Source organism: Sphingopyxis sp. (assembly GCF_035998965.1).
Lineage (GTDB): Bacteria > Pseudomonadota > Alphaproteobacteria > Sphingomonadales > Sphingomonadaceae > Sphingopyxis.
Genome location: NZ_DASYHE010000093.1, coordinates 20,933 through 40,855, shown reverse-complemented (window position 1 = coordinate 40,855; position 19,923 = coordinate 20,933). Strand labels below are relative to the sequence as shown.

Below are 19,923 nucleotides of genomic sequence, written 5' to 3'. Positions count from 1 at the left end.
GATACACGCGGACGGGTTCCGCGCGCCGGGACGGGCCACGACACGAACTAGAGGGATTCGCCATTTTGGCCAAGCTGGAGGCAAAGCAGGACGGGCGCCGTGACTGGTCCGACTATTATTGGTGGTCGGGCGATGGCGTGCGGCTTCACGCACGCGTCTATGCGGGGCCGACCAGCACCGAAAAAGCGCCGCCGATCCTGTGTATGCCGGGGTTGGCACGCAATGCGCGCGATTTTGAGTTGTTGGCGCCGCATGTCGCGCAGCACCGGAAGACGATCGTGATTGAGTTCCGCGGCCGCGGCGAAAGCGCTTATGCCAAGGATCCAATGACCTATGTTCCGCTGACCTATGTGCAGGACGTCGTTGCCTTGCTCGACGGCATGGCGATCGAGCGTTTTGCAACGATCGGGACATCGCTGGGCGGGCTGGTGTCAATGCTGATGGCGGCGACGCTGCCCGGACGCATCATTGGGGCTGTGCTCAACGATGTTGGCCCCGAACTCCAGACGAGCGGGCTTGAGCGGATCCGCGATTATATCGGGGCGGGGGGCAGCCAGCCGACGTGGATGCACGCGGCGCGCGCGATGTCCGAACTCAACGCCGCGATCTATCCGGGTTATGAAATCCACGACTGGCTGCGGATGACCAAGCGCACCCACCGACTGACCGCCGAGGGGCGGATCGTCACCGATTATGACAAGCAGATCGCGGCGCCGCTGCGCGCGCCGGGAGGCGACGCCGCATTCGATATGTGGCCAGTCTATCGCGCACTCGGCGAGGTTCCGCTGCTGATCCTGCGCGGCGAATTGTCGGACATCTTGGCGCGCTCGGCGGGCGAGAAAATGATTGCCGAACTCCCCCACGCGCGGCTGGTCGAAGTCCCCGGTGTCGGCCATGCCCCGACGATGGACGAACCGGACGCGGTGGCCGCGATCGATGCGTGGCTGGCGGAGCTGCCCGCCGCGTGACCGGCGTCAAGGCTCCTGTGCGCCTGTTGCACCTGCATTCCAGCTTTTCGCTGGGTGGCAAAGAGGCGCGCGCGGTGCGGCTGATGAATTTGATGGGACCGCGCGCGCGGCACACGATCCTGTCGGCGGTGCCCGAGGCGATGAGTGCGCGTGATGCCATTGACGCAGGGATCGACGTCGAATTTCCTGTCGATGCCCCGCTGCTGCACGGCAAGCCGGGGCTGGCGCGCTATCGCGACCTCGCCGCTTTCATGCAGCAGTTCGATCTGGTGCTCAGCTATAATTGGGGGTCAATGGACGGGGTGATGGCGCACCGCGTCTTTGCCCCGTTCCGCGACCTGCCGCCGCTCATCCACCACGAAGATGGGTTCAACGAGGATGAGAGCGTCCGGCGCAACTGGAAACGCAACGGCTTTCGCCGCCTCGCGCTGCCGACCGCCGACGCGCTGGTGGTGCCGTCGACACTCCTCGAACGGATCGCGGCGGACGAATGGCGCGCGCGGCGGCGCACGGTGTTGATTCGCAACGGCGTCGACACCGCCGCCTATGATGCACCCCCATCGATTGCGATTCCAGCGCTGGACCGGCGCGCGGGGGAGGTGGTGATCGGCACTGTCGCCGGGCTACGCAAGGTCAAGGATCTGCCACGGCTGGTTCGTGCGGTGGCGACTTTACCGACTAACGTCCGGCTGGTCATCGTCGGCGAGGGACCGGAGCGCGCGGCGATTGCAGCAGAGGCAGTGTCTTGCGGGATCGCCGACCGGCTGGTGCTTCCGGGGTTCATGGCCGAGCCGGCGCGCTGGATCGGCCATTTCGACCTGCTAGCGCTGTCGTCGCAGAGCGAGCAGGCGCCGATTGCGGTGATCGAGGCGATGGCGGCGGGCTTGCCGGTCGTCAGCCCTGATGTGGGCGATGTTGCCGCGATGGTCGCACCCGACAACCGGCACTTTGTCGCCGCCGACGAAACACGCTTTCGCACTGCACTGGCCGAGCTGACTGCGGATGGTGATCTGCGCGCGCGGATTGGCGCCGCGAACCGGCGCGTTGCTGCCGAACGGTTCGACGAATCGTCGATGGTCGCTGCGTATGAAAATCTCTATGGTCGGGCGCTTGACGGTCGCCGCCTGTTTGCGGGCTAGCCAGCCGCGGAACCATTGACTTTCGCCGCGCGCTTCCGCTTACGGAACCCAAACGGGGACTGGCCGGGACGTGGACGGCCGGTGGAGAGAAAGAGATTTAGAATGTTCAAAGGATTGAAGCCCATCCTTTACGGCGGACGTGAAGTCTGGCCGTTGGTCGAGGGCGGCAAGGGCGTGTCGGCGACCAACCATATGTCGAGCGGCGCCTGGGCCGCGGCAGGCGGGATCGGCACCGTGTCGGCGGTGAACGCCGACAGCTATGACGCCGAGGGCAAGATCATCCCGCAGCTTTACAGGGCGCTGACCCGTAAGGAACGCCACGAAGAGCTGATCCACTACGGCATCGAGGGCGCCGTCGCGCAGGTCGATCGCGCCTATGAGATCGCGGACGGCAAGGGCGCGATCAACATCAACGTGCTGTGGGAAATGGGCGGTGCGCAGCAAATCCTGGAAGGTGTGTTGGCACGGACCCAAGGCAAAATCGCCGGGGTCACCTGCGGCGCCGGAATGCCTTACAAGCTCAGCGAAATCGCAGAGCGCCACAATGTCATGTATCTGCCGATCATCAGCTCGGCGCGCGCTTTCCGCGCCCTGTGGAAACGCGCCTATCACAAGGTGCCGCAACTGTTGGGCGCCGTGGTATATGAGGATCCGTGGCTGGCCGGGGGGCATAACGGCCTGTCGAACGCCGAAGACCCGCTGGTCCCGCAGGATCCATACCCGCGCGTGAAGGCGCTGCGTGACGTCATGACGGCGGAAGGGATTGCAGACTCTGTACCAATCGTGATGGCGGGCGGCGTCTGGTATCTGCGCGACTGGAACGACTGGATCGACAATCCCGAGCTGGGCCAGATCGTTTTCCAATATGGCACGCGCCCGCTGTTGACCGAAGAAAGCCCGATCCCACAGGCGTGGAAGGATCGCCTCCGCACCCTCGACGACGGCGACGTGCTGCTCCACCGCTTCTCGCCGACCGGATTTTATTCGAGCGCGGTGCGCACGCCGTTCCTGCGCGACCTCGAAGCGCGCTCGGAGCGCCAGATTCCTTACTCGAAGCAGGAAGCGGGGGACCATATCGTCCAGCTCGACGTCGGGGTGAAGGGCAAGAATTTCTGGGTCACCCCACACGATCGCGCCCGCGCGCGCGATTGGGCGGCCGAAGGTTACACCGAGGCGCTGAAGACGCCCGACAATACGGTGGTATTCGTGACCGAGGCCGACAAGGCGGTGATCCGCAAGGACCAGACCGATTGCATGGGCTGTCTGTCGCATTGCGGCTTTTCGTCGTGGAAGGACCATGACGACTACACCACCGGCTACCTCGCCGACCCACGCAGCTTCTGCATCCAGAAGACGCTCCAGGACATCGCGCACGGCGGCGATCCCGAGCAAAATCTGATGTTTGCGGGCCATGCTGCGTTCAATTTCAAGACCGATCCCTTTTATTCGAACAACTTCACGCCGACGGTGAAGCAGCTGGTCGATCGGATTTTGACGGGGGATTAAGCCGATATGTCGTCCCAGCGAAAGCTGGGATCGCTATCGTGGCGACAGGTCGATGGAGGCCCCAGCTTTCGCTGGGATGACGGGCTGTTTAAACCCACCCCTCCAGCACCTGATCCTGCGGGCGGTGACCGTCGCACCAGGCGCGGATGTTGGCGATGACTTTTTCGCCCGACGCCTCGCGGCCCTCGATCGTCGCCGAGCCCAGGTGCGGCAGCAGCACGACATTGTCGAGCGCGAGCAGCGCTGGGTCGACCGCGGGTTCGTGGGTGTAGACGTCGAGCCCGGCGCCGGCGATGCGGCCGGTTTGCAGCGCCGCGATCAGCGCCTTTTCGTCGACGATTTCGCCGCGCGCGGTGTTGATCAGGTACGCGGTCGGCTTCATCGAACCGATGCGCGCGGCGCTCACCATCTCGTGCGTCTCGGCGGTGTGCGGGCAGTGCAGCGTCACGATGTCGCTGATCCGCAGCAGGGTATCGACGCTGGCGTGATAGCTGGCGCCCAATTCCTCCTCGATCGCTTCGGGAAGGCGGCGGCGGTTGTGATAATGGATCGACAGGCCAAAGGCGCGGGCGCGGCGGGCAACTGCGAGCCCGATGCGCCCCATGCCGATAATGCCGAGCAATTTGCCGCCGACCCGGTGACCGAGCATCGCGCTGGGCGCCCAACCGGCCCATTGCCCCGATCGCATCAATTTCTCGCCCTCGGCGAGCCGCCGCGGGACGCTGAGGATCAGCGCCATCGTCATGTCGGCGGTGTCCTCCGTAAACACGCCGGGGGTATTCGACACCATGATGCCCTTGGCGCGCGCCGCCGCCAGGTCGATATGGTCGACCCCTGCGCCGAAATTGGCGATAAGTTTGAGTCGTTCGCCCGCGGCGGCAATGACGTCGGCGTCGATCTCGTCGGTCACTGTCGGCACGAACACGTCACAGTCGGCGACCGCAGCCTTTAATTCGTCCTTGGTGAACGCCTGATCGTTTGCCGACAGCGCGACGTCGAACAATTCGGCCATGCGCGCCTCGACATGCGGCATCAATTGGCGGGTGACGATGACGCGCGGACGTTTGGGGCGGGATGAATCGGGCATGGCCGCCGATAGAGCGCGCCGCGGCGCAGCGGTCAAGAGCAGGGGTGCGGAAAGACATGCGAAAAGGCTGGGGATGAACGCAGCCTTTTGCGCGGCGAACGGTTGAATATCGAACCCGAGTTTGACAAGGCAATATGATGACCAGCCGCCTGATATTTGCAGCCGCTGCGCTGTTCGCCGTCGTGGGACCGGCCGCCGCGCAATCCGACCCCGTCAAGCTGCCCTATTGGGCATCGATCAGCGTCGATGAGGCGCGGATGCGCAAGGGGCCGTCGCCCGACGTGCCTGTGATCTGGGAGTATCGGCGCAAGGATTTGCCGGTGAAGGTTATCGCCCGGTTCGAAACCTGGCGCAAGATCGAAGATCCCGACGGCACGCAAGGTTGGATGGCGGCGCGGTTGCTCAGCCGCACTCGCACCGCGATTGTCACCGGCGAGGTCCGCCCGCTGCGCGAGGCGGCGAGCACCTCGGCCGCCGTCGCTTATCGCGCCGAACCGGGAGTCGTCGGGCGCATTATCGAATGTTCCGAAGGCTGGTGTATGCTCGACGTAAAGGGCCGAAAGGGCTGGATCCAGACCGACCATATCTGGGGCGACTAACGCCGCCCCCGATAGCGCCGATGATCGCGATCATTTTTTCTTGGGCGTGACAGTGACGGCCGTTCCGTCGGGTGCGGTGGCGGTAAAGCTGCCGTCGGCCGCGGTCGGCGACAGGCTCCAGCAGGCTTCGGCTTCGTCGCCATCGGGGTCAAAGCAGTCCTTGCCATCCTTGTGCGTCAATTTGCCTTTGACGGCTTTACCCTTGGGATCGGTATCGACGTAGGTTCCATCGGCATTGATCGTCGTCGACGCGATGGTGCCATCGGCCATCTTCACCTCATAATCGCCCGGCGGCGTCCCGGTGTTTGCCGGTGCGGCAGGTGCGATCGTTTCGGCGGGCGCGGCGGTTTCCTTTGTTTCCTCGGCTTGCTGCGAGCAGGCGGACAAAGCGGCGACGGCGGCAAGCAGAACGAATTTTTTCATGGCAAAATCTCCCCGTTAAGGCGCCCGCAGGCTAGGTGTTCCGTCCAGCGGCGACAATCCCTCGATAGGCGTACCAAAAAGGGCCGATGGTTGCCCATCGACCCTTCTCGGTTACCTTGTCTCGGCTAGCGCTTAGCGGCGCCAGTTGAAGTGGTTGCGGTATACCTTCACCACCCGGCCATTACGTTCGTTGACCAGCAGCAGGTCGTTGTAGTGACGCACGTAGGTCAGGTTGCGACCGGCGCGGGGCACGCCCCAGCGGCTGTCGTAGCTCGGACGATACGCCGGAGCGTAATAGTTCGGGCGGATCGTCGCGCCGACGCGGAACTGCTGATAGCGGAACGGCGCGCGATAATTTTGATAGCGGCGATCCTGACGCCAATCGCGGCGATCCTCGCGCAGCTCCTGACGCGCTTCACGCACGTCGCGGCGTTCTTCGCGAATATCGCCGCGGTCGCCGTAACGCTGAGCCTGACGCAACTCACGCTGCTCCTCGCGCAGATCCTGGCGGCTTTCGCGGACTTCGCCGCGGGTCTGGGCCGAGGCCGCAGCCGGAACCATCAGGGCCGCAATGAGCCCGACAGTGAGAAATTTGGTCTTCATTGGTCTATCCTTTCAATCCGTCAGGGGGAGGGGACTGCCCGATGACAAGGATAGGTTTACGCGAGTCGATTTGAATTGTTCCGGAACGGCGCGTTTATTTTCAGGACATTAGTGTCGCAATTTGTCGCCGTGATGCGGTGGATTGATGAGACAGTGCGGCATGTAGATGGAACTCTACCTGCGGGGCTTGCGTCCGTGTGAATTCAGGAGCCTATCACCCGACCCACTCTCCCGAAAACGGCCGCCGTTCGAAACCGGAAGGACCGGAGATGGGCCCCTGCTTTCGCAGGGGCACAGAACAGCTGACCGCGTTAAACCAGCTCGACCGCGACCGCCGTGGCTTCGCCACCACCAATGCACAGGCTGGCGATACCGCGCGTCTTGCCATGACGCTGGAGCGCCGCGATCAGCGTCGTAATGATGCGGGTGCCGCTGGCGCCGATCGGGTGGCCGAGCGCGGTTGCGCCGCCGTGGACGTTGATCTTGTCGTGCGGAATGCCGAGGTCGTGCATCGCGAACATGGCCACACAGGCAAAGGCTTCGTTTACTTCGAACAGATCAACGTCGGCGATGGTCCAGCCGGCTTTGGCCAGCACCTTGTTGATCGCGCCGACCGGGGCGATGGTGAAGTCCTTGGGTTCCTGCGCGTGCGCGGCGTGGGCGACGAGGCGCGCGACGGGCTTGGCGCCCTTGGCATCGGCGACCGACTGGCGGGTCAGCACCACTGCGGCAGCGCCGTCCGAAATCGAGCTGCTGGTCGCGGCAGTGATCGTGCCGTCCTTGGCAAAGGCCGGCTTCAGTGTCGGGATCTTGTCGGGCATCGCCTTGCCCGGGGCTTCGTCGGTATCGACGATCACGTCGCCCTTGCGACCAGAAATGGTGACGGGCGCGATCTCGTTGGCAAAGGCGCCGTCGGTGATCGCCGCCTTGGCGCGGCTTAGCGAGGCCAGCGTATAATCGTCCTGCGCCTGGCGGCTGAGCTGATAGGCGTCGGCAGTATCCTGCGCAAAAGTCCCCATCGCGCGGCCCGCCTCATAAGCGTCTTCCAGCCCGTCGAGGAACATATGGTCATAAGCGGTGTCGTGGCCGATGCGCGCACCGCCGCGATGCTTTTTGAGCAGATAGGGCGCGTTGGTCATCGATTCCATGCCGCCCGCGACGATGAGGTCGACGCTCCCCGCGGCGAGTGCTTCGGCGCCCATGATCACGGTCTGCATCCCCGAACCGCATACCTTGTTGACGGTGGTCGCCTGCACCGACTTGGGCAAGCCCGCCTTGATCGCGGCCTGCCGCGCGGGTGCCTGGCCGAGCCCGGCGGGCAGCACGCAGCCCATATAGATTCGCTCGATGTCGTCACCGGACACACCCGCGCGCTCAACCGCGGCCTTGACTGCCGTCGCGCCCAGATCGGTCGCGCTCGCGTCCGACAGGCTGCCCTGCATGCTACCCATCGGGGTGCGGGCATAGGACAGGAAGACGACGGGATCGGTGGCGGTCATGGAACAAGACTCCGTAAGGGAAACAGGATCGGCGGCCCGATTAGCGGAAATGCTGCAACTGCGAAAGGGGGTGATGTACCGCGCCGCTTTTGTCGGGACGAGGGGCGCCCCACCCGTGCGGTACGGGTTCAAAGTTCAGTAAAGTTCAGCCCAACAACGAGCCCAGCGGCCTTGCTGCCCGCGATTATATCGCGTGACTGAGCGGGCGTGTCGTCATTCTTCTGCCATATTGAAACATAGCGAAATATATTAGGAAAGCGGTTTTTCGTCGAGGGCTTTAACGGAGAGTGTCGAGAGCAACGGCAGTATTTCAACCGTCCAGCCAATTGCAGCTCATCTGTCCCCGATGCCCCTCTGGCGCCAGTGCGACCCGCATGGCTTCGAGCAGCGGTGGCAACGCCTGTATGAAGGCATAAGGCGGATTGACGATGAATAACCCCGCGCCGTTATAGATGTCGGGCTGATCGCGGTCGTACAGCCAATGCTCGACGACCAGAAACTTCGGGATACCGAGTTGCCGCAACTGCTGTTTCCAACGCATATGCGTCTCGCGGTCCTTCAGCGGATACCAGATCACCGTGACGCCATGCGCCCATTTGCGGTGCGCGGCGGCAAGGGTGGCGGCGATACGGGCGCGTTCATCGGTCTGCTCATAGGGTGGATCGACCACCACCACGCCGCGCGGGGTGCGCGTCGGCAGCAGCGCCAGCCAAAGTTCGTAGGCGTCGCGCTGATGCACGGCGGCGGTTGTGCCGCGCATGGCGCCGCGCAGGGCGTAGGCGTCATCGGGATGCTTTTCGTTGAGGATCAGGACATCCTGCGGACGCAGAAGCTGCGCCAGAACCTGCGGCGAGCCGGGGTAGAGGCGCGGCTCGGCCCCGGCATTCACCGCCTGTACGGCAGCGCGATAATCGTCCAGCAAGGGGTTCGAGTCGGTAAACGCCCGCAGCACGCCCTGCGTCGCCTCGCCAGTGCGCATCGCGTCCTCGCCGCCAAGGTCATACAGCCCTGAGCCGGCATGGGTGTCGATCAGCGTCAGCGCGCCCGGTTTTTGCTGCAACGCCTGCACGAGCGCGATCAGCAGGCCGTGCTTTACGACATCGGCGCTATTGCCAGCGTGAAAGCTATGGCGGTAATTCATTGTTGTTCAAAATCCTGGTGATCTGCCTTTGTACGAACGGCTGGGCGAACAAACCGAGCGCGAGGCGAGGGAAGCAACCAATCCGATGCCCGTATAGAGTCGGAGAGAAACCTTCAAAACATTCTGTGCGGACCCTAACGACGGCGCTGGCGATCATCACCCGAGGCGGCGATATCGCGGGTGCGGGTTTCAACTTGCAACGAACCGCGCGCCATGGTGAACTGTCGCAAATCCAAACAGGGAGACGGGTCATGGCCACCGCCATCAAGAAGGATATCGCCGGCGAAACCGCACGCATGCACGAGGTGCTCGCCGCGCAAAAGGCCAGCTTTACCGCGGCGATGCCGGAGAGCCTGAGCGTTCGTACCGATCGGATCGACCGCGCGATCGCGCTGCTGGTCGATCATGCCGAGGAATTTGCCAAAGCGGTGAGCGAAGATTTCGGGCATCGCAGCCGCGAGCAGACGCTGATGACCGACATCATGCCCTCGGTCAGCGCGCTGAAGCATGCCAAAAAGCATATGGCGGGCTGGGCGAAGGGGGAGAAGCGCAAGCCGACATTTCCGCTCGGGCTGCTCGGCGCGAAGGCCGAGGTGGTGTATCAACCCAAGGGTGTCGTCGGCGTCGTCGCGCCGTGGAATTTCCCGGTCGGCATGGTCTTCGTGCCGATGGCTGGCATTCTTGCCGCGGGCAACCGCGCGATGATCAAGCCGAGCGAGTTCACCGAAAATGTTTCGGCGCTGATCGCGCGGCTGGTGCCAGACTATTTCGACGAGACCGAGATGGCGGTGTTTACTGGCGATGCCGATGTCGGGGTCGCGTTCTCGAAACTCGCTTTCGATCATATGATCTTTACCGGGGCGACCAGCGTCGGGCGGCATATCATGCGCGCCGCGGCAGACAATCTGGTGCCGGTGACGCTGGAGCTGGGCGGCAAGTCGCCGACCTTTATCGGGCGCAGCGCGAACAAGGATCTGGTCGGGCAGCGCGTTGCGCTGGGGAAGATGATGAACGCGGGGCAAATCTGTCTCGCCCCCGATTATTTGCTGGTGGCCGAGGATCAGGAAGGCGAGGTGATCGACAGCGTCACCAAGGGCGCGACCGCGCTCTATCCGACGCTCCTCGCCAACGACGATTACACGTCAGTGGTCAACACGCGTAATTACGACCGGCTGCAATCTTATCTGACCGACGCGCGCGAAAAGGGCGCCGAGGTCATTGAGGTCAATCCGGGCAATGAGGATTTCGCGAGTTCGAACGGCCACAAGATGCCGCTGCACATCGTGCGCAACCCAACCGACGACATGAAGGTGATGCAGGAGGAAATCTTCGGACCCATCCTGCCGGTCAAAACCTACAAGAATATCGACGATGCGATCGACTATGTGAACGCGAACGACCGCCCGCTTGGTCTTTACTATTTCGGGCAGGACAAGAGCGAGGAGGATCGCGTGCTGTCGCGGACGATCTCCGGCGGGGTGACGGTGAACGACGTGTTGTTCCACAATGCGATGGAGGATCTGCCGTTTGGCGGGGTCGGGCCGTCGGGGATGGGCAATTATCACGGCGTCGACGGGTTCCGCACGTTTAGTCATGCGCGGGCAGTATATCGCCAGCCGAAGCTGGATGTCGCCGGACTGGCCGGGTTCAAGCCGCCTTATGGCAAGGCGACGGCGAAGACGTTGGCGAAGGAATTGAAGAAGTAGGGGCCAGCGAAAGCCCTTGACCCGTTCGCCCTGAGCTTTTCGAAGGGCCGTTCTTCTCTCTGCGGCGCTGAAGACAAGGGCGGCCCTTCGACAAGCTCGGGGCAAACGGATTTTGTGTTGATTAGCCCTGCCCCGCGATCTTGATGTCCTTGCCCAGCAACGTCTTCACATACACCCGCTGCACCAGCACATAGACCACGACCGTCAGCGGCGCCGCGAGCAGAACGCCGAGGAAGCCGAACAGCACCCCGGCCGCGACGACCGCGAACAGCAGCACCGCGGGTGGGACGTCGACCGCCTGTTTCTGGATCATCGGTTGCAGGAAATTTCCCTGCAACTGCTGGATCACCAGGAACAGCACCAGCGTCCACAGCGCGGTGGCGGGTGACACGGTAAAGGCGAGCAGCACCGCGGGGATGCCGGCGATGATCGGGCCGATCATCGGGATCACGTCGAGCAGGCCAGCGATCAGCCCCAGCCCGCCCGCCGCGGGAACGCCGAGCAACGCGAGACCCGCCCAGGTCAGCGCGGCGACGACCAGCGACGACACCGCTTGGCCGACCATCCAGCCCTTCAGCCCGCGTGCAGCATCGTCGAGCGCCAATTCTGCGGTCTTCTCGGCCTTGGCGGGCATCAGCAGGAGCAACCCGCGGCGATAGGTGGCAGGATCGCTGGCGAGAAAAATTGCCGCGACCAGCACCAGCACAAAATCGGCGATGCCGCTGCCCGCTGCGAGGGCATAGCCGCCCGCTTGCGAAACCAGCTGCGAGATGTCGTTGCCGCCGACTTCGGCAAGTTCGCGAACGCGGGTACCAAGCCCGTAGCGATCGAGGAACGCCTCGACCCCTTGCAGTGCGCGCGGCACCTGCTCGCGGATCGTATCGACCTCGCTGGCGAGCTGCGATCCGAACAGCACGAACGCGCCGGTAAAAATGGCGATGATGCCGACGACCGAACCGGCGAGCGCGAAGCCGCGTTTCATCTTGGTCCGGCGAACCAGCCAGCTGGCGATCGCGTCGAAAATTGCGCCCAGCACGATCGCCGCGAACACGAGCATGAAAAAGCGGGTCAGGGTGACCGCCAGCCACGCGACGCCGATGATCGCGATGACGACCACTGCCGCCAGTGCGATTTTGCCCGGGCTGAACGTGGCCGGGGCCGCGGGCGTGGCGCGTGCGGTCGGGGCAGGGGGCGCCTTGGTCGGTTCGGTCATATCGCCCTATTAGGCACGATGCTGCTTATCCACTAGACTAAAACCACCTTTCTGTGGCAACGGCTCCTCCGCATCGGTCGTCCGGCGGGAATCAGTTCCGGCCAGACCGCCGTCCACGGGCCCCTGTGGTGAAATTGGTAGACGCGCCGCACTCAAAATGCGGTTCCGCAAGGAGTGCTGGTTCGAGTCCGGCCAGGGGCACCATCGGCTTTTTCGACATTTCGACGGATGATGCGCTGCGCAGGACGCGGCGCATTCGAGACGCGTCGGCAATCGGGTGCTGCTGACGCGTCGGTGCTACCATTTTGGTGCTTAATGTCGCCGCTTTGGCACCGTTAAAATATGCAAACTACAAAATTTATTCATGGTTAGCGGTCAAGTTGGTCAAGGTTTGGATGGCGTTAACTGAACTTTCCTGACGACTATTGGCACGGGCATTGAAAAATAATGAAAAACATGATAGAAGAACCAAGACTAGTTTGTGTGTTTTGCAGCTTTTATCGCGATTTGCCGACTCTCTTTGACTCTGCTCCGATAAGGTGGATGCCATGAACCAACCACGCCCGAGCGACGAGCATGAATTTTCCGCCAATGCCGGTGATCGCCGCGGTGCGGATCGTTATCGTACCGTCTGGCGCATCGCAAAAATCATTCGCAATGGCGACGCCGGGTTGTGGCGGGTGCGCAATATATCCGACCGTGGAATGATGCTCGCCGCCGATGTACCGATCAGCATTGGCGAACAGCTCGAAATCGCGCTGTCCGATACGGTCACCCTGCGCGGCAAGGTTGTCTGGTCAGAGGACGGGCGTTGCGGCGTGGCTTTCGACCAGGAAGTCGATGTCGCCGATGTGCTCAAACAATTGGCCGCCGAACAGCGCGCCACTGGCTATCGCCAGCCGCGCCTGCCGGTGCACAGTCGCGCTCAGGCGGTGACCGATGAAGGGACGGGCAACATCGAGCTGGTCGACCTGTCGCAACATGGCGCGGGTTTCCTGCACGACGGCCATTTCGAGGTCGGCAAGGAGCTGGATCTGATCCTTCCCGGTGGGATCAAGCGCCGTGCCATCGTGCGCTGGTCGCGCGCCGGTCGCGGCGGGCTGTGGCTGACCCAGCCGCTGGATCGCGCCGACCTGGAAAGCATCCGCCGCTTCGAAAGCTGAGAGCCTTCGCGGCGTCAGATGTCCTCGACCAACCGTCCGTAAAGCTGTGGTCGGCGGTCGCGGAAAAACCCCATCCCTGCACGGTGCTTCGCCGCGCGGTCGAGGTCGATCGTTGCGATCAGCACGCCGGTTTCGCTGGCGCCAAACTCGTGGGTCAGATCGCCCCATTCGTCGCTGATGAAACTGTGGCCATAGAAATTGGCGTCGCCCTCGGTCCCGATGCGGTTGGCGGCGATTACCGGCATACAGTTTGACACGGCATGTCCCTGCATTGCGCGGCGCCACATGCGGCTGGTGTCGAGGTCGGCGTCATATGGCTCGCTGCCGATCGCGGTCGGATAGAAAAGCAATTCGGCGCCCATCAGCGCCATCGCGCGCGCACATTCGGGATACCATTGGTCCCAGCACACCCCGACGCCGATCCGCGCGCCGAACACATCCCAGACCTTGAAGCCGCTGTTGCCCGGACGGAAATAATATTTCTCTTCATAGCCGGGGCCGTCGGGGATGTGGCTTTTGCGGTATGTCCCCATGATCGCGCCGTCGGGGCCGATCATCGCGAGCGTATTGTAATAATGGTGCCCCTCGCGCTCGAAAAAGCTGGTCGGGATCGCGACCTTCAGTTTCGCGGCGAGCGTCTGCATTGCGATGACGCTGGGATGTTCAGCGGTCGGACGCGCCGATGCGAATAGTGCTTCATCCTCGACCTGACAGAAGTAGGGGCCTTCGAACAATTCGGGCGGCAGGATGACCTGCGCCCCTTGTGCTGCTGCTTCCTCGACAAGCGCGGTGACGGCGTCGATGTTGGGCTGGACGGGGCCGGGCAGGGGAAGCTGCAACGCGGCGACGGTGATGGTGCGGGTCATGGCGGCGCTATGCCGGAAGCTGCTGGCTGGAACAATGGAAACTGCCGCCACCCGCGATGATGCCGCGCGCAGGGACGCCGACGGCGCGCCGATCGGGGAAGAGGGCGGCGAGGGCGTCAACCGCCGCCTGATCGTTCGGAACGCCATAAGTGGGCACGACCACGACGCTGTTGCCGATGTAGAAGTTCATATAGCTCGCCGCCGCGATTTCGCCGTCGATCTCGACCCGTCCGGGCGAGGGCAGGTCGACGATTTCGACCCCGCCAAAGTCCGCAGTGCGCGCGCGCGCGTCGGCATAGATGTGCGCATTGGGGTCGTCATGACCGGCCGCAACGGGCAGCGCCAGTCGCCCTTCGCCAACAAAACGCGCGAGATTGTCGACATGGCCGTCGGTATGGTCGCCGACGAGCCCATTGCCGAGCCACAGCAGCCGGTCGATGCCGAGCGACTGGTGCAGCCGTACCGCGATGTCCTCGCGCGTCAGCGTGGGGTTGCGGTTGGGGTTGAGCAGACATTCCTCGGTGGTGACGCATAGCCCGGTGCCATCGACGTCGATGCCGCCGCCTTCGACTACCCAATCAAGATGCTGCGTCGGCAGGTCCGCGTGCGCGGCGAGGATCGCTCCGATTTCCCGGTCGCCGGGCATCACGAACTTGTTGCCCCACCAGTTGAAGTCGAAATTGCGCGCCTCGCGCGTGGTGCCGGTGCCGACGATGATGGGCCCTGTGTCGCGCAGCCAGATATCGCCGAAGGGAGCGACGAATAGCTGCACACCCTCATCGACGAGCGTCTCGGCAACATCGGCGTTGGCATGATCACGCACGAGCAGATGCACCGTCTCGCCGCGCCCGCCGTCATGGACGGCGTTGGCAAAGGCGGCGACGTCGCGCCGCGCCGCGTCGATCTGTCCCGCCCATTCGTCGGCCAAGTGCGGGAAACCGATCCACACCGCTTCGTGCGGCGCCCATTCGGCGGGCATACGTAGGGTCATCTGACGTCTCGTTCCAATTTTGCTTCAAATCCCGTTCGCCCTGAGCCTGTCGAAGGGCAGTACTTTCTTCCAATGCAGAAGAAGAACGGTGCTTCGACTAGCTCAGCACAAACGGAAAGGTTAGGCTCGCCGTTACTTCACCGCGCCGCGCGACTTGTCGCGGGCGGCGCGGAATTCGTCGCCGTCGTTCCAGTTCGGCCAAGCGTCGGTCATCGCCAGCATCCGGCCCACCGCATAATAGAGGCGAAGGTCGGCCATCATACCATCCCAGCTGGTGATCGCCGACATATCGTCCGACGGTGCGTGGTAACGGTCTTTGGTATAAGCCTCAGCCCACGCCTTGCCAGCGTCGGAGCCGCCGTCGACCAGATCCTCGCCGCCGTCGAAATAGATCATCGGCACGCCGAGCTTGGCGAGGCTGAAATGATCGGAGCGATAATAGAAGCCTTTCTCCGGCGTCGGTTCGTTGACGACCACGCGCTTCTCCTGCGCGACGGCCTTTTCCAGATAGGCATCGAGCTGCGACTTGCCGCGGCCGATCACGATGATGTCTTTGGCTGGACCGGAGCCCGACAAGGCGTCCATATTGACGCCGCCGACCGTCTGCGCGAGCGGGAACACCGGATTTTCGGCATAGTATTTGGAACCGAGCAGCCCCGATTCCTCGGCGGTTACCGCCAGAAACACCAGGCTGCGGTCGGGCGCGCCGGCCTTTTTTTGCGCTTCCGCGAGGGCGACGAGCGCTGCGGTCCCGGTCGCATTGTCGATCGCGCCGTTGCAGATGCCGTCGCCGTTCACCGGTTCGCATTTCCCCAGATGGTCCCAGTGGGCGGTATAGAGGACATATTCGTCGGGCCGCTTGGTGCCCGGCAGGACGCCGATGACGTTCCTGGACATTTTGCGCGCGATCTTGTTGTCGAAGTTCAGCGATGCCTTCACCCCGGTGAGCGGGACCGCCTTGAAGCCCTTTTTCTTCGCCGCTTCGCGCAGCGCGTCGAAATCCCGGCCGGCGCCGGCAAACAGCGCCTTCGCCTTGTCGAGCTGGATCCAGCCGTTGGCCGCCGTCTGGTCGGAGCCGTTATTCGCGCTCGCGGCCAGATATTGCGTGCCGGTCCAGCTCGACTGGACGACGTTCCAGCCATAAGCGGCGGGTTCGGTGTCGTGGACGATGAGTGCCGCCGCCGCGCCCTGGCGCGCCGCTTCCTCGAATTTATACGTCCAGCGGCCGTAATAGGTCATCGCCCGGCCATTGAACTCGCCCTTGGCATCGGCGACTTGCCAGTCCGGGTCGTTGACGAGGATGACCACCGTTTTGCCCTTGACGTCGAGCCCGGCATAATCATTCCAGCCTTTTTCGGGGGCGTTGATGCCGTAGCCGACGAAGACGACGTCGCTGTCCTTCACCGCGATTTTCGGCTGCACCCGATAGCTGCCCGCGACAAATTCGCTGCCATAGGCGAGCGACATCGGTGCCCCGCCGCCGGTAAAGGTCAGCGGCGACACATTTTCGGCGGTGATCTCGACCAGCGGCACGTCCTGCGTCCAGCTGCCCTTGTTGCCCGGCTCCAGCCCCGCCGCCTGGAAACGCTCGATCAGCAGCGCAACGGTCTTTTCCTCGCCCGGCGTCCCCGGCGCCCGCCCCTCGAATTCGTCCGACGCCAGCGCGCCGACGACGTCCTGCATTGTCTTGAGCGAGATTTCGGGGATGGCGACGTCGGGGATGGCGTCTGCCACATTCGTGCTCGCGGTATCGCTCGCATTGCAGGCGGCGACCGCGAAAAGCGCGGCCGCGGCGGCGAGAACCCTGGGGGAACGGATCATGGGGTTTCCTCGAATTGTCGTTGGTGATGCGCACTGTGTGCCAGCGTGGGTGCCCGCATGCAAGAAGGGCGGCCCGCATGGACCGCCCTTGATGATATCGTTGCTGCTTGAAAATCGATCAGCGCGAATAGAATTCGACGACCAGATTGGGTTCCATCTTCACCGGATAGGGCACTTCGTCGAGCGTCGGGACGCGGACATACGTGGCCTTGGTGCCGTCGATCGCCAGATATTCGGGCAGGTCCCGCTCGGGGAGGCTCTGCGCCTCGGCGACCAGCGCCATTTCCTGAGCCTTTTTGCCAAGGGTGATTTCGTCGCCCGGCTTGACCAGGCGGCTGGCGACGTTGCACTTCACGCCGTTCACATAGACGTGACCGTGGCTGACCAGCTGGCGCGCCGCGAAGATCGTCGGGGTGAACTTCGAGCGATAGACCACCGCGTCGAGGCGGCGTTCGAGCAGGCCGATCAGGTTCTGGCCGGTGTCGCCCTTCATCCGCGACGCTTCGAAATAGTTCTTCTTGAACTGCTTTTCGGTGATGTCGCCGTAATAGCCCTTCAGCTTCTGCTTCGCGCGGAGCTGGATGCCGAAGTCCGACACCTTGCCCTTGCGGCGCTGGCCGTGCTGGCCGGGGCCATATTCGCGGCGGTTGACCGGGCTCTTCGGGCGACCCCAGATGTTTTCACCCATCCGGCGGTCGAGTTTATACTTGGCGCTCTGGCGCTTCGACATTGTCGTCTCCAATATGCTGTGTGCCGAACAATTTCGGCGGTTCCCGGGTCGCACCATATGGGCAAGAGCCATATGCGACCGCCGCTTCACCGGGGTGCGGGGTCCATTGCGAAGGCGCGCGGTTAGACGGGGGACGGGGCAAAGTCAAGCGTTGCGGCCCTGTTCGGACGCGTGCCTCGACAGCATCGGAAAAACCGCTAAAGGCAGCGCGCATGACCGCTGCCAAATCTCCCGAAGCCTGCGAAACGATGATCGATGTCCGTGCCGGAGTCGATCAGGTTGACCGCGAACTTGTGGCGCTGCTCGTCCGTCGCTTTGGCTATATGAACGCGGCGGCACGGATCAAAACCGATCGCGCCACCGTCCGCGACGAGGCGCGCAAGGCGCAGGTGCTGGACAATGTGGCGCGCGAAGCGGCAGCCGCCGGGTTGGACCCTGCCCGGCTGCGCGCGGTGTGGAATGAGTTGGTCGAACAATCGATCGCCCATGAAGCCACCGAATGGGATCGCATCCGCGCCGGTCGTTGACCGCGGGAAGCACGGCCTATCGCGCTCGCGGCTTTCTGCCGAGACTGGTTATGATGCCATGCATCATCCTGATATCATTATGCGACCAGCCGGTCTTGGTCAGCGCGGTGCGCAATGTGCGTAGCGTCGCCTCAGTTCGTTCGGGCGGATTGAAATAACCGCTGGCGTCGAGATCGCGGACCAGATGCTGGATCAGTTCTTCCAGCTCGCCATGCGGCGCGACGGGGTTGAGTGTGACGGTCGGAGGACTAGCTAGCGCCACGCTCCCCTCTGCCCCGGTCGGAACGTGCTTCGACCATTCATAGGCGAGCAGGATCACTGCCTGCGCCAGGTTCAGCGATGCAAACGCCGGGTTGATCGGAACGGTCACGATAGCGTGGGCAAGCGCGACATCGTCGGTTTCGAGGCCGGATCGTTCGGCTCCAAAAATATAGGCCGAACGCCCGGCATCGGCGTGCACTGCGCGCGCTGCGGCTTCGGGGGTGAGCACCGGTTTCATCACGCCGCGTTTGCGCACGGTGGTAGCATAGATGGTGGTGCAATCGGCAACCGCGTCAGCGAGACTGGCGAACACCTGTGCTTCGGCGAGCACGATGTCGGCGCCCGCCGCCGCCGGTCCCGCATCGGGATTGGGCCAGCCATCGCGCGGGGCCACGAGGCGCAGCTCAGTCAGCCCGAAATTGAGCATCGCCCGCGCCGCTTTGCCGATATTTTCACCCAGCTGCGGACGGACGAGGACGATGACGGGGGGTGGGGTGGTGGTCCTTCGAGACGCGCCTTCGCCGGGGCTCAGTCGCTCCTCAGGACGAACGGGGTTTGTTAGTGTCCGTTTGTCCTGAGGAGAGGCAGAGACTGAGCTTGGCGAAGGCTCTGCCTCGTCTCGAAGGATATTCGCACGGCTTGCGAGCCGACGGATCGCGGGCCAGTCGCCGCGGATCAGTGCTTCCTTTTTTGCGCGAGACCAACCTTTGATCTGCCGTTCAGCTTCCAGGGCTTCGACCCGGGTCGAAAACTCGGCACTCCAGACCACTTCTACGGGCCGTCTCGTCGCAGTATAGCCTGGAATTTCTCCGGCCTGATGCTGCCCTACCCGATGCTCGAGATGGTCTGTGTGCCCGATGTAGTAGCTGCCATCCCGGCAGCGCAGCATATAGGTCCAAAACGTCATGGGCTGCCTGCTTTCGCGTTTCTCGCTGCGCTCGAAATAGTCCCTCGTCTTCCCTCGGGGAAACGGAGAAGGAGAAGATGTATTTAGCTTTTGTGCGCCGCCTCGGTCACCGACGAGGCAAATTCCTCAAAATCCTTGGCTTCGGTGAACTCGCGATAGACGCTGGCGAAGCGGATATAGGCGACGCTGTCGAAGCCCTTGAGCGCTTCCATCACCATCGCGCCGATCTGCGCCGCCGGCACTTCATTTTCGCCCGATGTCTCGAGCTGGCGCTGGATGCCCGACACCAGCCGTTCGATGCGGGCGCCGTCGATCGGGCGCTTGCGGCAGGCGATCTGGATGCTCCGCATCAGTTTTTCGCGGTCGAAGGGCTCGCGCCCGCCCCCGGCCTTGAGCACCGACACTTCGCGCAGCTGAATGCGCTCAAACGTCGTAAAGCGCGCGCCGCAATCTTCGCATTGACGGCGGCGGCGAATGGCGGCGCCGTCCTCGGTGGGACGGCTGTCCTTCACCTGGCTGTCTTCATGGCCGCAATAGGGGCAACGCATCGGTTAGCGTTTCACCCGCGAGTAAAGCGCGATTGCGGCGCCCGCGAGCAGCCCGACGGGCCAGCTGACCACCGGCAGGACGAGTCCGGCAACAGCGCCAATCGCGCCGCCGGTGAGCACCGGCTTGGTCGAGGGATGCGCCAGACCCTGCTTGCCCATCGCCTTGACCTCTTCGATCGTGACTTCAGCGAGGGTTGGTTCTTCGGGATGTTGGCGTGCCATCGG

Annotated in this window: 20 protein-coding genes and 1 tRNA gene; 8 read left to right on the top strand and 13 right to left on the bottom strand. The window is 63.4% G+C overall.

The window, feature by feature from the left end; all coding sequences use genetic code 11:
* The first annotated feature begins 65 nt into the window (after positions 1 to 65).
* The 3 genes from VGN68_RS16450 to VGN68_RS16440 all read left to right on the top strand — a co-directional run bounded on the left by VGN68_RS16450 (position 66) and on the right by VGN68_RS16440 (position 3,613).
* The gene (locus VGN68_RS16450) at positions 66 to 968 is read left to right on the top strand and encodes an alpha/beta hydrolase (protein ID WP_327478083.1); all 903 of its coding nucleotides are present in this window, start codon (positions 66 to 68) and stop codon (positions 966 to 968) included.
* Positions 969 to 994: 26 nt separating this feature from the next.
* A complete protein-coding gene (locus VGN68_RS16445) occupies positions 995 to 2,107 on the top strand; it encodes a glycosyltransferase family 4 protein (RefSeq protein ID WP_327478081.1) in 1,113 nt (370 codons plus the stop codon).
* Between the two features lie 102 nt (positions 2,108 to 2,209).
* A complete protein-coding gene (locus VGN68_RS16440; protein WP_327478079.1) occupies positions 2,210 to 3,613 on the top strand; it encodes an NAD(P)H-dependent flavin oxidoreductase in 1,404 nt (467 codons plus the stop codon).
* Between the two features lie 88 nt (positions 3,614 to 3,701).
* On the opposite strand, the gene VGN68_RS16435 is transcribed toward VGN68_RS16440, so the two are convergent.
* Positions 3,702 to 4,700: a D-glycerate dehydrogenase gene (locus tag VGN68_RS16435; protein ID WP_327478077.1), complete on the bottom strand. Its 999-nt coding sequence runs from the start codon at positions 4,698 to 4,700 to the stop codon at positions 3,702 to 3,704.
* A 137-nt stretch (positions 4,701 to 4,837) separates the two neighbouring features.
* Between VGN68_RS16435 and VGN68_RS16430 the strand changes: the two genes are divergently transcribed.
* Positions 4,838 to 5,299 (top strand): SH3 domain-containing protein, encoded by a 462-nt coding sequence (locus VGN68_RS16430; protein WP_327478075.1) that lies wholly within the window; start codon positions 4,838 to 4,840, stop codon positions 5,297 to 5,299.
* A gap of 30 nt (positions 5,300 to 5,329) precedes the next feature.
* Here VGN68_RS16430 and VGN68_RS16425 read toward each other — a convergent pair whose 3' ends face one another.
* The 4 genes from VGN68_RS16425 to VGN68_RS16410 form a co-directional block, all read right to left on the bottom strand.
* Positions 5,330 to 5,722: a hypothetical protein gene (locus VGN68_RS16425; RefSeq protein ID WP_327478073.1), complete on the bottom strand. Its 393-nt coding sequence runs from the start codon at positions 5,720 to 5,722 to the stop codon at positions 5,330 to 5,332.
* A 132-nt stretch (positions 5,723 to 5,854) separates the two neighbouring features.
* Positions 5,855 to 6,325 (bottom strand): DUF1090 family protein, encoded by a 471-nt coding sequence (locus VGN68_RS16420; protein WP_327478071.1) that lies wholly within the window; start codon positions 6,323 to 6,325, stop codon positions 5,855 to 5,857.
* 311 nt (positions 6,326 to 6,636) lie between these two features.
* Positions 6,637 to 7,824 (bottom strand): acetyl-CoA C-acyltransferase, encoded by a 1,188-nt coding sequence (locus VGN68_RS16415; protein ID WP_327478069.1) that lies wholly within the window; start codon positions 7,822 to 7,824, stop codon positions 6,637 to 6,639.
* A 310-nt stretch (positions 7,825 to 8,134) separates the two neighbouring features.
* Positions 8,135 to 8,965: a 23S rRNA (adenine(2030)-N(6))-methyltransferase RlmJ gene (locus VGN68_RS16410; RefSeq protein WP_327478067.1), complete on the bottom strand. Its 831-nt coding sequence runs from the start codon at positions 8,963 to 8,965 to the stop codon at positions 8,135 to 8,137.
* Between the two features lie 251 nt (positions 8,966 to 9,216).
* On the opposite strand from VGN68_RS16410, the gene VGN68_RS16405 reads away from it, so the two are divergent.
* Positions 9,217 to 10,671 carry a coniferyl aldehyde dehydrogenase gene (locus VGN68_RS16405; RefSeq protein ID WP_327478065.1) on the top strand — a complete coding sequence of 485 codons (1,455 nt, stop codon included), beginning with the start codon at positions 9,217 to 9,219 and terminating at the stop codon, positions 10,669 to 10,671.
* A gap of 121 nt (positions 10,672 to 10,792) precedes the next feature.
* Here the strand turns inward: VGN68_RS16405 and VGN68_RS16400 are convergent, their stop codons facing one another.
* On the bottom strand, positions 10,793 to 11,884 hold the full coding sequence (locus VGN68_RS16400) for an AI-2E family transporter (protein ID WP_327478063.1): 1,092 nt from the start codon (positions 11,882 to 11,884) through the stop codon (positions 10,793 to 10,795).
* Positions 11,885 to 12,003: 119 nt separating this feature from the next.
* Here VGN68_RS16400 and VGN68_RS16395 point away from each other — a divergent pair.
* Both VGN68_RS16395 and VGN68_RS16390 read left to right on the top strand, forming a co-directional pair.
* A tRNA-Leu gene (locus VGN68_RS16395) sits at positions 12,004 to 12,088 on the top strand.
* Positions 12,089 to 12,432: 344 nt separating this feature from the next.
* Positions 12,433 to 13,047, top strand: coding sequence for a PilZ domain-containing protein (locus tag VGN68_RS16390; protein WP_327478061.1), 615 nt, complete (start codon positions 12,433 to 12,435; stop codon positions 13,045 to 13,047).
* 14 nt (positions 13,048 to 13,061) lie between these two features.
* Here the strand turns inward: VGN68_RS16390 and aguB are convergent, their stop codons facing one another.
* The 4 genes from aguB to rpsD all read right to left on the bottom strand — a co-directional run bounded on the left by aguB (position 13,062) and on the right by rpsD (position 17,455).
* Positions 13,062 to 13,913 carry an N-carbamoylputrescine amidase gene (aguB, locus tag VGN68_RS16385; protein WP_327478059.1) on the bottom strand — a complete coding sequence of 284 codons (852 nt, stop codon included), beginning with the start codon at positions 13,911 to 13,913 and terminating at the stop codon, positions 13,062 to 13,064.
* A gap of 7 nt (positions 13,914 to 13,920) precedes the next feature.
* Positions 13,921 to 14,904, bottom strand: a complete 984-nt coding sequence (locus VGN68_RS16380) for an agmatine deiminase family protein (protein WP_327478057.1) — start codon at positions 14,902 to 14,904, stop codon at positions 13,921 to 13,923.
* Positions 14,905 to 15,036: 132 nt separating this feature from the next.
* A complete protein-coding gene (locus VGN68_RS16375) occupies positions 15,037 to 16,725 on the bottom strand; it encodes a M28 family metallopeptidase (RefSeq protein WP_327478055.1) in 1,689 nt (562 codons plus the stop codon).
* Positions 16,726 to 16,843: 118 nt separating this feature from the next.
* A complete protein-coding gene (rpsD, locus tag VGN68_RS16370; protein WP_327478053.1) occupies positions 16,844 to 17,455 on the bottom strand; it encodes a 30S ribosomal protein S4 in 612 nt (203 codons plus the stop codon).
* 212 nt (positions 17,456 to 17,667) lie between these two features.
* Between rpsD and VGN68_RS16365 the strand changes: the two genes are divergently transcribed.
* Positions 17,668 to 17,982, top strand: a complete 315-nt coding sequence (locus tag VGN68_RS16365; protein ID WP_327478051.1) for a chorismate mutase — start codon at positions 17,668 to 17,670, stop codon at positions 17,980 to 17,982.
* A gap of 16 nt (positions 17,983 to 17,998) precedes the next feature.
* Here VGN68_RS16365 and VGN68_RS16360 read toward each other — a convergent pair whose 3' ends face one another.
* The 3 genes from VGN68_RS16360 to VGN68_RS16350 all read right to left on the bottom strand — a co-directional run bounded on the left by VGN68_RS16360 (position 17,999) and on the right by VGN68_RS16350 (position 19,920).
* Positions 17,999 to 19,132, bottom strand: a complete 1,134-nt coding sequence (locus tag VGN68_RS16360; RefSeq protein ID WP_327478182.1) for a TrmH family RNA methyltransferase — start codon at positions 19,130 to 19,132, stop codon at positions 17,999 to 18,001.
* 101 nt (positions 19,133 to 19,233) lie between these two features.
* Entirely contained in the window at positions 19,234 to 19,698 is a 465-nt protein-coding gene (gene nrdR, locus VGN68_RS16355) for a transcriptional regulator NrdR (protein ID WP_327478049.1), read from the bottom strand.
* Between the two features lie 3 nt (positions 19,699 to 19,701).
* A complete protein-coding gene (locus VGN68_RS16350) occupies positions 19,702 to 19,920 on the bottom strand; it encodes a hypothetical protein (protein WP_088441606.1) in 219 nt (72 codons plus the stop codon).
* Between the last annotated feature and the right edge of the window lie 3 nt (positions 19,921 to 19,923).